The sequence below is a fragment of the Chryseobacterium sp. 'Rf worker isolate 10' genome, from assembly GCF_050753305.1.
GTDB lineage: Bacteria > Bacteroidota > Bacteroidia > Flavobacteriales > Weeksellaceae > Chryseobacterium.
This window is the reverse complement of sequence record NZ_JBOZOF010000006.1, coordinates 78636-93618: the sequence shown is the minus strand read 5'-3', so window position 1 is coordinate 93618 and position 14983 is coordinate 78636. Positions and strand designations below refer to the sequence as shown.

At 35.9% G+C, this 14983-nt stretch carries 10 protein-coding genes; 4 read left to right on the top strand and 6 right to left on the bottom strand.

Features of this window, described 5'->3' with window-relative positions; all coding sequences use genetic code 11:
* Positions 1 to 40: 40 nt before the first annotated feature.
* Positions 41 to 3943, bottom strand: coding sequence for a type IX secretion system sortase PorU (gene porU / locus LKL37_RS21440; RefSeq protein WP_431612440.1), 3903 nt, complete (start codon positions 3941 to 3943; stop codon positions 41 to 43).
* Positions 3944 to 4107: 164 nt separating this feature from the next.
* On the opposite strand from porU, the gene gldJ reads away from it, so the two are divergent.
* On the top strand, positions 4108 to 5709 hold the full coding sequence (gene gldJ / locus LKL37_RS21435; RefSeq protein WP_431612439.1) for a gliding motility lipoprotein GldJ: 1602 nt from the start codon (positions 4108 to 4110) through the stop codon (positions 5707 to 5709).
* Between the two features lie 157 nt (positions 5710 to 5866).
* Positions 5867 to 7138 carry a UDP-N-acetylmuramoyl-tripeptide--D-alanyl-D-alanine ligase gene (locus LKL37_RS21430; protein WP_431612438.1) on the top strand — a complete coding sequence of 424 codons (1272 nt, stop codon included), beginning with the start codon at positions 5867 to 5869 and terminating at the stop codon, positions 7136 to 7138.
* Between the two features lie 158 nt (positions 7139 to 7296).
* Here LKL37_RS21430 and LKL37_RS21425 read toward each other — a convergent pair whose 3' ends face one another.
* Entirely contained in the window at positions 7297 to 7905 is a 609-nt protein-coding gene (locus LKL37_RS21425; RefSeq protein ID WP_431612437.1) for an NUDIX hydrolase, read from the bottom strand.
* A gap of 506 nt (positions 7906 to 8411) precedes the next feature.
* Between LKL37_RS21425 and LKL37_RS21420 the strand changes: the two genes are divergently transcribed.
* Positions 8412 to 8801 (top strand): orotate phosphoribosyltransferase, encoded by a 390-nt coding sequence (locus tag LKL37_RS21420; RefSeq protein WP_105703311.1) that lies wholly within the window; start codon positions 8412 to 8414, stop codon positions 8799 to 8801.
* A gap of 52 nt (positions 8802 to 8853) precedes the next feature.
* On the opposite strand, the gene LKL37_RS21415 is transcribed toward LKL37_RS21420, so the two are convergent.
* The 4 genes from LKL37_RS21415 to mdlD form a co-directional block, all read right to left on the bottom strand.
* Positions 8854 to 9897 (bottom strand): anhydro-N-acetylmuramic acid kinase, encoded by a 1044-nt coding sequence (locus tag LKL37_RS21415; RefSeq protein WP_431612436.1) that lies wholly within the window; start codon positions 9895 to 9897, stop codon positions 8854 to 8856.
* 14 nt (positions 9898 to 9911) lie between these two features.
* Positions 9912 to 10502, bottom strand: coding sequence for an LPS export ABC transporter periplasmic protein LptC (lptC, locus tag LKL37_RS21410; RefSeq protein WP_431612435.1), 591 nt, complete (start codon positions 10500 to 10502; stop codon positions 9912 to 9914).
* 1 nt (position 10503) lies between these two features.
* The gene (locus tag LKL37_RS21405) at positions 10504 to 11817 is read right to left on the bottom strand and encodes a hypothetical protein (protein WP_431612434.1); all 1314 of its coding nucleotides are present in this window, start codon (positions 11815 to 11817) and stop codon (positions 10504 to 10506) included.
* Between the two features lie 195 nt (positions 11818 to 12012).
* The gene (gene mdlD / locus LKL37_RS21400; RefSeq protein ID WP_431612433.1) at positions 12013 to 13332 is read right to left on the bottom strand and encodes an NAD(P)-dependent benzaldehyde dehydrogenase MdlD; all 1320 of its coding nucleotides are present in this window, start codon (positions 13330 to 13332) and stop codon (positions 12013 to 12015) included.
* A gap of 248 nt (positions 13333 to 13580) precedes the next feature.
* Between mdlD and LKL37_RS21395 the strand changes: the two genes are divergently transcribed.
* Positions 13581 to 14699 (top strand): ATP-binding protein, encoded by a 1119-nt coding sequence (locus tag LKL37_RS21395; protein WP_431612432.1) that lies wholly within the window; start codon positions 13581 to 13583, stop codon positions 14697 to 14699.
* Positions 14700 to 14983: the final 284 nt, after the last annotated feature.

The following is a 14983-nucleotide window of genomic DNA, read 5'->3' as shown; positions in this document are numbered from 1 at the left end:
ATCAGTTTTTTGTTAATATTATTGTCTATGTATTATTTAATTATTTCAAAAGTACCATTTTTTCTACAGCTGTAGCACTTCCTTTGCATTTTTCTTGATTTTGACTTTTTGCAAATATCTTAAAAATATACGTACCTTTTGCTACTGTAGCACCAAAATCATCTCTTCCGTCCCATTCTATTGCCTGACGAGGGGTTCTAAAGCCCTGTAGGAACGGTTCTGCTACCACCGGTTGTGATAAAGTTCTTACCAATCTTCCGGTTATTGTATAAATTTGTACGTTCACATCCAGAATATCATCACAATTGTGTTCAAACTGAATATAAGTTTTATTCGTAAATGGATTTGGCCAGTTCAGCGGACGATTAATTGTCAGGTGCTGGTCAGATTCATCCTTAACTTCAAAGTTTAACGTAGCAGATGTAGAATTATTGTTTATGTCCCAAACTTTAAATGATAATTGATGTTGACCCACTGCCAGATTTCTGAAAGGATAAGTTACATTTCCTTTTTGGAAGTCTGCAAGGCTTGGATTTAAACATCCGTTTCCTTCTCCCGGTGCATAATAGTCATTTAAAACAACGGTATTAATAATTTGCCCGTCCAGATATACTGTAATATCGTGACCTACTCCGGATCCTGTTGAGTTAATACCTGTGTCATCGGTAAGACAGGCAAGAAGCATAGGATTCTGATTGGTAATTCCACCATCTGCAAAGTTGGTGTTATTCATATACAGTTTTACTTTTGGAGGCTGGTTATCATTAATTCCGTTAGGGTTGATATCGCCTACCTGTACAGCCTGATTATTGAAAACATCTGTTGCCTTATTGTCTGCATAAGCTAAAATTCTTCCCTGGCCAACGGCATAGTTGATATCTTTAGGAACATAGAATTCAGCAGTGAATACTCCATTTACAGCAGTTCCTGCAGCTTTTACAATAGCACTCCCTTCCTCAGTATAGTCTAATACCGGAGATAAAGCGCCACTGTTATTTAATGTTTTCTTGTTTAATCTCTTATCAAAAATATTGATGCTTACTCTTCCGTTGAAGGTGTTGTTCAGTGTTCCATTTGGATTATTGATGTGTCCTTTTATCTTTACGAAATCCAAACCTCTTATCAGTCCCGGAACCGGAGTTTCAATATTATCAATAGTAAGAAGTCTTTGTGGTCTGCTCAGTTTCATAGCAGGGTCACCCAGAAAGTTTACCTTTAAATGGTTATTATTCGGACCTTTTTGTTTTTTTGCAATTAGATGAGCGTTTCCTAATGAATTAAAATCATCGTTGGTTAGCTTAAATATATTCTGAGTAAGTGTATTGGTAAAATCACGTCCGTAATCTACTCCAATAGCACGGCTGGAAGTAATCATGGTTGATGCACCTCCTTGTTTCATTTTGATAAACTGTTCTCCTACAGAGTTGGTTGAAGGCTCATCCCATAATGTAAATTCACAGGTGATCGTGGATACAAACGGGAATCTGCTGTATACATTGGAGAAGTTATTGGCATTCTGAACCTCAGTACTTGTCAATACTCTTTCCTGTGCCCAGCCATTGATTCCTCCATGTCCGAAATAGAACAGATATAGACTGTTTCCGATAGCATTGGAAATAGCCTGATTCACTTGTGGATATCTTCTCCCTCCAGATGTACTCTGAGCGGTAAAAGCATCCATGTATAATTTTTTAACGTTGTATTCTTTCAGTTCAGTCTGACCAGGTTGTTCAAATATATTGGCCAGAGAAGTGTTCATTACATTGTGGAAAGGGCTTCCTCCTTCATTATTATCATCCACTACGAAGTCAAGTCGCATACGCCAGTCTCCAAACGGGCTCGATTGCCCCTGAAGAGAATTATAATAAGCCAGCGTTTTATTGATCATATCTCCGGCTTCACTTACATTGGCAGCCGGAATTCTTCCTACCGGCAGATCAGGAAGGTTATTTTCAATTAATAATGTTGTCTGCGGCTTGGTCATTACAATATAATCATCCGTTACAAATGATGATACATAATCTGAAGACTGCTCACTCTGGTAGCTGGAAACAACGTTTGAATTATTCGGAACTCTGTTCTTGTAATCAAAAGAAGCATCCCCCAGAATAAATACATACTGAAGTCTTCCAAGAGGAGTATTGAGCTTGCTGACGAAATCTCTTATCGCAGTCAGATCTTTACTTCCGCTGCCATATTCTTCATAGATCTTATTAATGTCTACAATCTCTACCTTATAATTATGATTGGTCTGATGATAGTTGGCTATTCTTTGTGCCTGGCCCATCATTTCAGGCACGGTAAGTATCAGGTAATCAATATTTTGTATTGCAGAAAGATTCTGATTGGAAATTCTTCCTACAAACTGAGGACTGAAAGCAGCATCCGCACGGAAGGCTACAAATTCATTATTGAAATTCTGATCAGCTGCTGTATAGGCAAAGTTGAATGAGCCTGCTCCGGCTTTATTCACTCTTCTGCTTGCATTGGTGATATCTGTTACATCCCATACCTGCTCTATATTAGCTGCATTGCTGATACTGAAACCATAGTCTGTATTACTGCCGCTTACAATAGAATAATCCCTGAAGTTCATCTGCGAACCGTTGAAAGCAAGATTTTCCTTGTACTGAACTTCTACATAATCAAAATAGAATGTTCCGTTAGGGTTTTTAGAAATATCAGGATTCAAAACCATTGTAATCTGATTCCCCGTAAGATTAGTAAGAGTACCTGTAAAGGTTACAGGGTAGAAGTTATACTGATAGGTTGACGTATCATTAGGAATGGTTTGCTGTGGATTTGGAGTTAAATTATTGATCTTAAAATCAATGGTATTCTGTTGTGCTTTATAACCTACCACTTGTGTTCTGTATCGTACTACATCATTCGCCTGGATAGGTGAATTGGTGGTAAGCGTTATTGTTTTTTCATTAGTAAAAGGAGTGTCCTCTACCCATGTTCGGCCTACTTTCAACAGGTTTTTCTGATCTTTGTTGATCACCTGGTAATTGTCATATCTTGTAATCAGCTGGGCAGGAAGGTTTCCGTCAACTGTAGGAACTCTTTTTCCGGCACCTTTATCAAAGTTGATATAGTAATATGAGAAATCTTCATAGATATTTTTGACGTTATTGCTTCTTTCGCTGAATCGGGTATCCTTTCTTTTAAAACCATTCCCGTTGGAAGTGTCATACAGATTATAGCCATCTGGCCCCTGGGCATAGAAAAGAGCGTAGTCATTGTCATTCCATACACCGTCATCTTCACCAACTACCTGAATGGAATTTTCCTGTAAAGCACCATATCTTCCATCCTGATTGAATTCAGGAAGCATTACGCCTCCGTTTCCATATATCCTGAAATTTTTAGGATTTACAGAACCCGGATTGATTCCGTTATCTTTTAAAAACTGTGATGTGATTTTGAACATACCGGACTTATCTACCTTTATTTTGTAGAAATTTCCACTTGATAACGGATTGGCAGTAGTACCTATCTTATTAACAGTTCCTGTAGTATTTACAAATGAAGCCGCTTCTGTAACATTAAATGAAGATAACCTCTGAACACGGCCTTTTACATTTTTAAATAAAGCAATACTAATGCTGGCATAGGTATCACCCTCTAAATTATAATAGGAAACATCTGCCACGTCATAATCCGGAAGTCTGCCTTTATCCAGTTCGAATAAATCTTGATTGGAAACATTTTCCCAGACAAGATCTGAAATTTTCAGTTGCTTTTCTCCGATTTTTTGCTTGGTTATTATAAAAACATTATTTTGGCTGAAAGAAAAACCTTCATTTTTGAAATTGGGAAGATTTAATTTTGTGTCACCAAAATCCTGGATTTTAGAACCATTCCATTCTATGGTGTTTCTCTGGGCGTAAAGTGTTGATGCAAAAGCGATTAAAGATAAAAGCGTAATTTTTCGTCTCATGTTTACTATTGAAATTGCTAAATTACAAAATAAATGAAAATTTTAGAATTAAATTGTGATACAATAAAATTAATTTGTTAACGTTTTTCAAAAAAATCAAATGTTTACTTGATTTATTGAATAATTTATTTTTTCTTTGTACTTTGAAAATATTTATATCGACTATGAAAAAACTAAAGTTGTTTTCATTAATAGCATTAAGTTCTACACTTGCATTAACCAGCTGTGGCGGATCGGGAACCAGCAAAGGTGGCGGTACCAAAAAATTTGTCAGTAAAACGGGTTGGAAACCAAACGAAAAACAAGGTTGGTTTTTTGCAGGAAAGCAACAAAAGCAGAAGGGGTGGCCTGGAATGGTATATGTAGAAGGTGGAACTTTTACAATGGGATTAGTGAAAGATGATGTTATGCACGATTGGAATAACACGCCTCGCAGAATGCAGGTAAGTTCATTCTTTATCGGAGAAACAGAAATTACTAACTACGAATACCGTGAATACCTTACATGGTTGAAGTATGTATTTCCACCAAGTGACCCTAGTTTTAAGGAGATCTATAACGGTGCTTTGCCGGATACCTTATTATGGGACAACAAATTAGCAAGAAACGATTATAACGAAACGTATCTGCGTTCTCCGGAATTCGATTACTATCCGGTTGTAGGCGTTTCCTGGACTCAGGCAAACAGATACTGTGAATGGCTGTCAGACAGAGCAAATGAAAAAGCTTTGATGCAGGCTGGTATTATTGCTAAAGATTTGTATATCAACGAATCCAACAACCAAGGAGGAACTGCATTCAACATGGATAAATTCAAATCGAATGATCCGGAAATGCAAGGATATATTAATGAGAAAAGAATGCAGCAAAAAACTGGTATGAAAACTACAAACCAGAGATTGCTTGCAGCTAACAGAGCTCCGAATTCTGCAATGGTACAGAAGTTCAGACTTCCTACTGAAGTAGAATGGGAATATGCAGCTCTTGGTATGGCTAAAACCAGAGAATACAACCAATACTTAGGTAAAAAACCTGAAATCGAAAGATTAAGAGGTACTAAAGGAAGAGACAGAGGAATGTTCCTTGAAAACTTCAAAATGGGTAAAGGTGACTATTCTGGTATCGCTGGATGGAAAAATGATGGTTCTGCACAGACTTCTGATGTAAGACAATATCCATCTAATGATCTTGGTGTTTATGGTATGTATGGTAACGTTGCAGAATGGACTGCCGATGTTTACAGACCAATCATTGACGAAGATTACAACGATTTCAACTATTATAGAGGAAATATGCCTCAGGCGATCGTAAGAAACGGAGACGGTACTTACAAAATGATCGACGAAGGTACTATCAAATATGATACTTTGGCTGACGGAAGATTAGTTTACAAAGGACTTCCTGGACAATTCGAAAGACAGACTATCGCTGACTACAGAAACTACAGAGACGGTGACAGACAATCTTCTTTAGAATATTACAGAGCTTCTGATTCTGCTTCTGGATTCGATATGTATAACGCTCCTAAAACAAGCTTCGTTGTAGACGGAACAGGTAGAGTGAAATTACAGAAGGATACCAAAGATAGAACTTCAGGAATTTCTAACGAAGTTAGAGTTGTTAAAGGTGGTTCTTGGCAGGATACAGCTTACTGGCTGGATCCGGGACAAAGAAGATATAAAAATCAAAACAGAGCTTATGGTTGGGTAGGATTCCGTGTTGCACAGGATGCCAGAACTAACGATAAGAGTAGAACTAGAAGATAATATTTATCAAAAAATACTTATAAAAAACCTTCCGAACTTTCGGAAGGTTTTTTTATTTTTGACCTATGAAATCGCTTGGGCTAAAAAGGCTAAAACACTCGTATGGATTTGGCCGATTGCATGTGACTTCTTTTAAAAAAAATATATATATTTCCACATGAATATAGAACAGTTTTATCCTTTATTTCTGCAGGCTGCAAAAGTGACCATTGATAGCAGAAAAATAGCAGAAAATGATATTTTCTTTGCCTTTTCCGGTGAGAATTTCAACGCCGCTACCTTAGCGGAAAAAGCCATTGATGATGGAGCCTTGGCTGTAATTGTTGAACTTCCGGAATTTGAAAATAGAGATAAAAATATTTTCTATGTTCCGTCTACCCTTGAGTTTTTGCAGCAGCTGTCTCTTTATCACAGAAGCAAACTCACCATTCCTTTTATAGGACTTACGGGAAGTAATGGAAAGACCACCACAAAAGAATTGATCCATGCTGTTCTCTCAGAAAAATTTAATGTTCAGTACACATTTGGGAACCTGAATAATCATATCGGAGTTCCTTTGACCATTCTTTCTATTAAACCGGAACACGAAATGGCTGTGATTGAAATGGGAGCCAATCATCAGAAAGAAATAGAATTTTTATGTATGATTTCTCAGCCTGATTTCGGATATATTACCAATTTTGGGAAAGCTCATTTGGAAGGCTTTGGAGGTTTCGAAGGAGTGATTAAAGGTAAGTCTGAGTTGTATACTTATCTTAAAAACAATCATAGAACCATTGTTGTTAATGAAAATGATCCTATTCAGATTGAAAAAACTGAAAACTATTCACCTAAGGTTACTTTTGGAAAAGATACATCAGATTACAATTTTGAATCTTTTTCAGAAGAACATTTTGTAGGGTTGACTTATCAGGGTGTAAAGGCTGTTTCAAAACTGACAGGAGAATATAATTTTACAAATCTTTGTGCAGCGGCAAGCCTGGGACTTCATTTCGGAATCAGTTTTGAAAAAATAAAACATGCTTTGGAGCTGTATACACCTACCAATATGAGATCTCAGGTTGTGAAAAAAGAAGGGAGAACTTTGGTTCTGGATACGTACAATGCCAACCCAAGCTCTATGATGGCTTCATTGAATAATTTCATCAGTTTTGAAGGCTCTAAAACTATTATTATCGGAGATATGCTGGAATTGGGAGATGAAAGCGAAAAAGAGCATCAAAACATCCTACAACTGGCTCAGGAGCTTCATTTCAATGAGATTATTACTGTTGGAAAGCATTTTAAAGCAGTGAATTCTTCAGATCTTGCTTTTGAAAATACGGCAGCATTAATAGAATACTTACAACAGGATAAAATTCAATCCGAAAACATATTGTTGAAAGGATCCAGAGGAATTGCTCTGGAGAAAGTGATCGATTTTATTTAGAGTAAGGAAGCTGGAGGCTGGGAGAGGGAAGTTGCCTACGACAAGCGAAGAGTTGTTCTATTTTATTCAACTTTACAAATTTTCATATGATCACCGAATGAAGTAGATTGCCGGATAATAACTTCCGGCTTCACTCTTCCAGCTTCATGGCCTATCACTTATTTCTTTAAGTCCCGGAATTCTTTTACGATCAGTTTAATATTTTTGAAAGTGCTTGGGAAAACTTCATTCTCAACTTCTGACGTATTTTTCCAGGCCACTTCTGTAATTCCTTCTTCTATTTGCGGTTTGGAAGTATCTTCTCCATCGAAGTTCATTTCAAACCAATGGGTGCATTTTAAAATTTTCTCACCATTTCTTTCAACGTAAATATGGTAAGTGGTATTAATGAATGTTACGAGCTCAACGTCACTCAAGCCTGTTTCTTCTTCTATTTCACGTACTGCAGACTCTTCTCTGGATTCTCCTTTTTCCATCTTTCCTTTTGGGAGATCCCATTTACCAAGTCTTTTGATAAAAAGGATTTTACCCTCAGGATTATTCACCAGGCCTCCGGCTGCTTCTATAATTCTGAAAAGTTTTTGAAACTCCTGCCAGATTTCATCCAAATTTTCTCCGTACACATTAAGTTCCTGCACAGAGGTATTTTCCAGAAGATCTAATGCTATTTCTAAAGTCGTGAAGCCTTCATACCTAAGCTCTTTTTCAAGATTTTCAGGATGTTTAGACACTAATAGCTTTTTTTCGTTCACAAAAACTTTATACATCTTTTATATTTAGATTTTTAGCATTGATTATCAGTGATTTATTGTTTTTCAGAGCAATAAAAATTGTTGTTTTTACTGTTTTTTACTACAATCACTCACAAATATATAAAATTGTCGTAAAAACTTACCATTAAATGGAGGCTTATTTATGTATTTATTCCCGAACCGGGAACGAGAATTTTCTTTTATTATGTTTTAAATATGTACGGCCCGGCAAATGTTTTCAAAAGCTTTTGATAAATGGATTTACGGCCTTAAGATTATATTTCAAAAGTATGCTTTAATGGATGTCTTTGTAGAATTTTTTTATAATTTTGTTATGGTGATAAATAGATACGTATTATTTTTCATTTGATTACCGGATGGTGGTATCCTTCAGAATTTATGAGATGTCATGACCGGAAAATTATGTAGTAAATAAAATATTGAGTATCGGTTTGAAGTATTTATGTACAAAAACTTTATACATTTGTAAGAGTTAAGAATTTAATTATAAAAAATAAGAAATGAATTTAGAAGGACGAAAGATTATTGTCAATAAATCATCTAAGGAACTTAGCGAGCTGCTAAAATCCCCTGAGAACTACAAGGATTTTATGCCGGACGGTCTTCAGAAATTTGAAACCAGAGACAACGGATTTAAATTTGGATTACAGGGGATGCCGGAAATCGCATTAAAAATAGATGAAGTGGATGACCACAAAGCTATTTTAAAATCTGCAAGCTCTAGTTTGGATTTCTCATTAACGGCAACTTTAAACCCAATCAATGATAACCAGACTGAAGTTCAGATGTTATTTGAAGGGAAATTCAACCCGTTCATCAAAATGATGGTAGAAAAGCCACTACAGAACTTTATCAATACGCTTACCGATAAAATCGAGGCCTATAAATAATAAAAAAACCTTCAATTTGAAGGTTTTTTTTATTCTGATATAATAATGATTTTTATGCTATGACTCCCGAAGAGTGATCATAAGAGCTTCCAGTTGCAGAAGAAAGAACATTGATCTCATTATTCATTCTAAGAACACCCATAAAAGCAAAGATCAGGGCTTCTTTATAATTAATGATTTCCTTTTCAGGAATAATGACTTCAGATTTTGTCTTTGATCTTATTTTTTCAATTAAAAAAGAGTTGTAAGCACCACCACCGGTGATAAGAATGTCTTGTATATGATATTCATTAATGACATTAGCGATCTGCTGGGCAGCATGCTCTGTAAAAGTTGCCAGAGCATCTAAAGTCTCTATATTTTCAAGCACAGGGAATATGTATTCATTACACCATTCTATTCCCAAAGATTTTGGATGTGAATGCTGATAAAAATCCAGTGCATTAAGTTGATGCAGCAAAGCTTCATTTATTCTGCCTTTTTCAGCAAGTTCTCCGTTTTCATCATAACTTTTATGGAGCTGCTGGGCTAAGTAATTCAAAACAATATTAACCGGTGCTATATCAAAAGCAATCCTTTTGCTAGCAGACTGTAAGGAAATATTGGAAAATCCGCCAAGGTTTAGGCAAGCGCTGTACTCTGAAAAAAGCAATTGATCACCTATTGGAACCAACGGAGCTCCATTTCCATTCATCAGAACATCCTGACTTCTGAAATCATAAATGACCGGTAACCCGGTTTCCAGTTTGATAGCTCTTCCATCACCAATCTGAAGGGTAAATTTTTTCTTAGGCTGATGAAAAACCGTATGGCCATGAGAGGCAACAAGGCTGATATTTTCAAGCTGATGCTTTTGGATGAATTCTCTAACCTGCTGGCCAAGATGAAAACCGTAATCAGAATGGAGTTCCAATAACTCTTCAGCAGAAAGATAAATAGAGTTTCTAAGTTTGTTTTCCCAATCTTCAGAATAGGGAAGGGTCTCTGCTTTCAGAATTTGAAAGGTCCATTTGTCCTTTTTTTCAAATTCAGCAAGGCAGATATCCAAACCGTCCAGACTTGTCCCGGACATCAGTCCAATAGCCAGAGCTTTCATTATTATTGTTGGAATTATTTTTTACTTTCAGAAATTCTTTTTGAACTGAAATCTCCTGAGTTGTTATAGAACGTATATTCTGAAAAATCGTCTTTTGCTGTCATTCCATTGGCTCCTACCAGTGTAGAGCCGTCTTCCATGGTTACATATACGGTATCTTTTGTATAGATTCTGTTCTTTTTCTGATCCCAGTAGATACTCTGCATAGCGAACCTCTGTCCTTCATTGGTCTTTATTCTTACATCACCTTTGGCTTCGTAGAATTTTTTATATTCAAAAATACGGGCGTACTTAGCAGTAATTCTTCCGGGAACTTTAGGTTTTTTTTTGTCGAAAAACTCAATGTCAATTCCTTTTCTGGCAACTACATACGGACTGTCTATCAGTTCATACTTTTCAATGATGGGTGCTTTGGCCTTTAGAGTGACAAAGCCGGAATCACGCTGTATAATATTGGCGTTGTTAATGATCTGTGAAGGGAAGTTTTTACTCTGACTGCCGTTTCTTTTGGTAAGATCCTCTTCACAGGATGTCAATATAAAAAATATAGCACAACTAAAAAGGCATGCTATATTTTTATATGATATTTTTTCTGAAAAATTCATTCTAGTTATAAAGAGTCTTTCTGAACCACTTATCAGCAAAGTTGAAGCCGATTTTCAGGTTGACGAAATTCTGGTTGATCAGGTTGTTTTGAAGAGTTCCTCTTTTTCCAACTTCCAGTCCTATTTCAAGACCACTCATTCTTGTGATACTGCTGTTTTTGAATGGAAGCATTACTCCGGCTGAAATACCGAACTTATTGATGCTTGTTCCTTCCAGTTTAAGATTTCCTCTTTCATAGAAAGCTCCATATCTGTAGATCACCCTCGAGAAGTAATTTCTGAAGTTGTTATAGTTAGGAAGGTACCATCCACCGGCAGAGATTCTGTAGGTATCCTGGAAATCGAAAGTTTTACCAAAATAAGAGATATCTTCCCCTTTTTTATAGTCTACCTGTCCGGAAAAGAACCAATGGTTTTCACTTCCATAACCCACCCCTACGGATGCCTGGAATGGAAGAAGGTTTTTAGACTTCGTGTTCTGCTGATCTATGATGGTTTCTGATTTGTCAACCTTAGTGGTTTCCTGAGCATCAGAATATCTGTATGTACTGTTGATGTACTCAGTAGTCATATTACTGGTATTACCAAAAGTAGCAGTAGCACCTACTGTAAATTTCTTATCAGTACGTGTATTTAAAGTCTGATAGCTTGTACCAAGCGTAAAATTAAAGTTTCTGATTCTGTTCTTAGTCTGATAACCGTTAACGTATTCACCGGCATAAGTACCAGTGGCAGCATTATAAGCACGGAATTCGTTAAGGTCACTAAGATCACCAAAATAAAGGTTAGCTCTTGCTCCCACAGAAAGTTCCTGATTGATTTTATAAGAAACAGCTACCTGTGCGGTGTTCAAAGTTCCGCTTCCTTTAAAGTTATTTCTATAAAGAGGAGTCTTATCTGCAGCAAGCTGTTCAGTTACGATATCGTAGCTTTTAGAACTGTATGGCTGATAAGAGATTCCCATTTTCACTTTAGAAGATAATGGAAAAGCCAATGAAATACCGGAAAGATACGTAGAATGCTTTGTAGATTTCATATCGTTATAGTTCGATTTGAAATAATTGTTTTCATTGGTAGCTTCCAATCTGATACTCGTAAGTTCAAAATTGGCGTTATTTGCTGGGTTGGCAAAATTGAAACTACTGGTAAAATCACTTATAAAAGCAGTTGATATACCTCCCATAGAAGTAGTCTCGATCGTATTATCATATTTCACATCCCCAATTCCATAAGTTGCATAAGGAGAGTTGCTTAAACTCTGTGCATTAAGAAAATATCCAACTGATATGAATGATACTACAAAGATTTTTTTCATTCTTTATTTTTAAAATAATGCGCAAATATCTTAAATATTAATGAATTGTAAAAATTATATGTGGTTAAAGTTTGTTAAGGGCTTTTCTTTACAAGAAAAATGCAAATTTTCTGCAATAAAAATATCAATTCTGTTTTACAAAAAAGACTGTCCTATGATGAACAGTCTTAGTTTTATATGAAGTATATGTTGTTATTATTTTACCTGAAGAACAGAACGGCTGTGGCTAAAACATTCAAAACTAAATTTCCCATGGTATTTACCCATTCCCGAAGTTCCTACGCCTCCAAAAGGTAAATAATGAGATCCCACGTGAATAATTGCACTGTTGATCTCAGCATCTCCACTTGTAGTATGATCTAAAACATAGTCTGCAAATTTTTGATCTTCTGAGAAAACATATAATGCTAAGGGTTTTGGACGGTTATTGATTTCTTCCAAAGCTTCTTCAATATCATTATAGGTCATAATGGGAAGAATAGGACCAAAAATTTCCTGCTGCATCACCTGATCATCCCAGGTAATATGATCCATTACAGTAGCTTCAAAATGACGCGTTTCAAGGTCATAATTTCCACCGTAGATTACTTTTTCAGGTGCTGCTTCCAAGTAACCCGCAAGATGTTTAATCTGATTCTGGCTTACAATTTTTCCAATTTTCCCCAGAGAATTACCTTCATAAGCAGAATCAAGATTAGCTTTAAATTTTTCAATAAATGCATCTTTTACAGATTCATGGATATAAATATAATCCGGAGCAACGCAGGTTTGCCCGCAGTTTATCCATTTTCCGTATGAAATTCTTGCTACAGCTTTATCCAGATCTGCATCTTTATGAACAATTGTAGGAGATTTTCCTCCAAGTTCCAGAGTTACGGGAATTAACTGTTCCGCTGCTGCTTTCATGACAATCTTCCCAACATTCGGGCTTCCTGTAAAGAAAATATAATCAAAAGGAAGGCTTAATAATAGGGTGTTTTCTTCTATAGCACCCTGAATAACGGCTACATAAGATTCATCAAAAGATTCTCTTACAATATCTTCAAGAACCTGCGCCACATGCGGTGTGTTTTCAGAAGGTTTTATGATGGCTGTATTTCCGGAAATCAAAGCTCCGATAAGTGGACTGAATGTCAACTGAACTGGGTAGTTGAAAGGCCCTATAATATAAGTAACTCCATAAGGCTGGTAGGTTATCTTGCTGTCAACTTCGGCTCCTGATGGATGCGGTTTTGAGGGTACAGATGTAGGTTTTGCCCACTCATCAATGTTTTCCAGCAAATAATCAAGTTCGCAGATGACAATTTGAATCTCTACGTACTCCGTTTCTTTTCTGCTTTTTCCCAAATCTATAGCCAAAGCTTCACAAAGCGCATCCGTATGCTGTAAAAAAACTTCACGGAATTTTCTTAACTGCGTTTTTCTGAATTCAATATCTTTAGTCTGATTGGTTTTAAAAAAGGCTTTCTGCTGTTGAAATATGCCCTTGATTTTTTGTTCCAGGTCTTTATCCATTGTCTACAATTTTTAATATTTGAAATTGGTGTGATATCGTAAATAAATTTACGAATAATTTCACGGTGTAAATTTATTGTATAAAATTAAATTGCACAAAATTTAATTTTCACTTTTATTCTAATCCTATTATTGATATTTCCTATTATAATGGATGTATTGTTTCTTTTAGGATGGCTGATCTATTTTTATGCATTTTAAGCAGACTTAATTTTATGAAATGAAATAAGATTTTTTATCTTTGAAACATGAATTGGGAGAACATCGCCGGACAGACAAATCTGAAAAAACTTCTTAGAGAAAGCATTGCCGAAAACAGAGTGAGCCATGCCCAACTTTTTGTAGGAAAAGAGGGATACGGAACACTTCCTATGGTTTTGGCGTATGCAAAAGAAATTCTCAGCCGGGAAAATGAACACGCTGCAGCGAAAGTAGAACATCTCAATCACCTGGATCTGCATTTCAGCTTTCCTGTTTTTACTGATAATAAAAATTCTTTAAGTAAGAATAAATTTGATGATTTCAGAGAAATGATCTTAGCTTCTCCTTATGCAAGTTATGATGACTGGACAGCCTTTTTAGAGTCAGAGAATAAGCAGTTATTTATTTCTGCTGATGAAATTGATGACCAGAATCAGAAATTTTCTTTGAAAAGTTATGAAGGCGGAACCAAAATTCTGATTGTCTGGAGAGCTGATAAAATGAATATTGCAGCTTCAAACAAATTTTTGAAATTTTTAGAAGAACCACCGGCAAAAACAATCATTCTTCTTACGGCAGAAAGTACCAATGATATTCTTCCAACGATACTTTCCAGAGCACAGATTGTAGAGATCCCGAGAATTAATGATGAAGATATTGAAAATTATCTTAAAAAGAATTTTTCCGTTTCAGAAGAGAAAGTGAGAGAGATTGTTCATGAAGCACAGGGAGATCTTAATGATGCTGTAAAACTGCTGAACTCAGGAGACAAAAGCAATGAATTCGAAAAGCTTTTTGTACAGTGGGTGAGGGATGCTTTTATGGTGAAAAAGAAACCGGAATACCTTAGAAGCATTATTGTTTGGGCAAGAGAAATTGCAGGCTGGAATAGAGAAAAGCAGAAAAACTTCCTGAACTATTGTTCTGAAATCTTCAGACTTGCATTGCTTCAGAATTATCAGTCCGAAAATCTGGTATATAAAAAGATTGATGCAAACGGATTCAATTGGGCCGGATTTTCTAAATTCATCAGCGGAGCCAATATTGAGAGTATCTTAGAAGAAATCAATACAGCTGATCTCCACCTGACCAGAAACGGAAATCCTAAAATTGTCTGGACCGATCTGGGAATAAAATTATCAAGATATATTCATAAAAGCACATAAATAAAACTCCGGTTACAGCCGGAGTTTTTATTTTTTCTCATGAAGAGGTTATCATATCGTCTCTACTTTTGCCCTTTTATTATGTTTACTTTAATCTTAAACTGATCTTAAAACGACAGTTTTGTCTCAGGAGATTTCTCCAAATATTAATAGAATGTGAACTTTTCTTAAGTTATATTCCTTTATAAATCGCCTTTATTACGCTTTCAGTATATATTATAGAAATCATCTTTTCTTTACAATAAATTAAATCTATATTAAAAAATCAATCAATCGTTTGATTT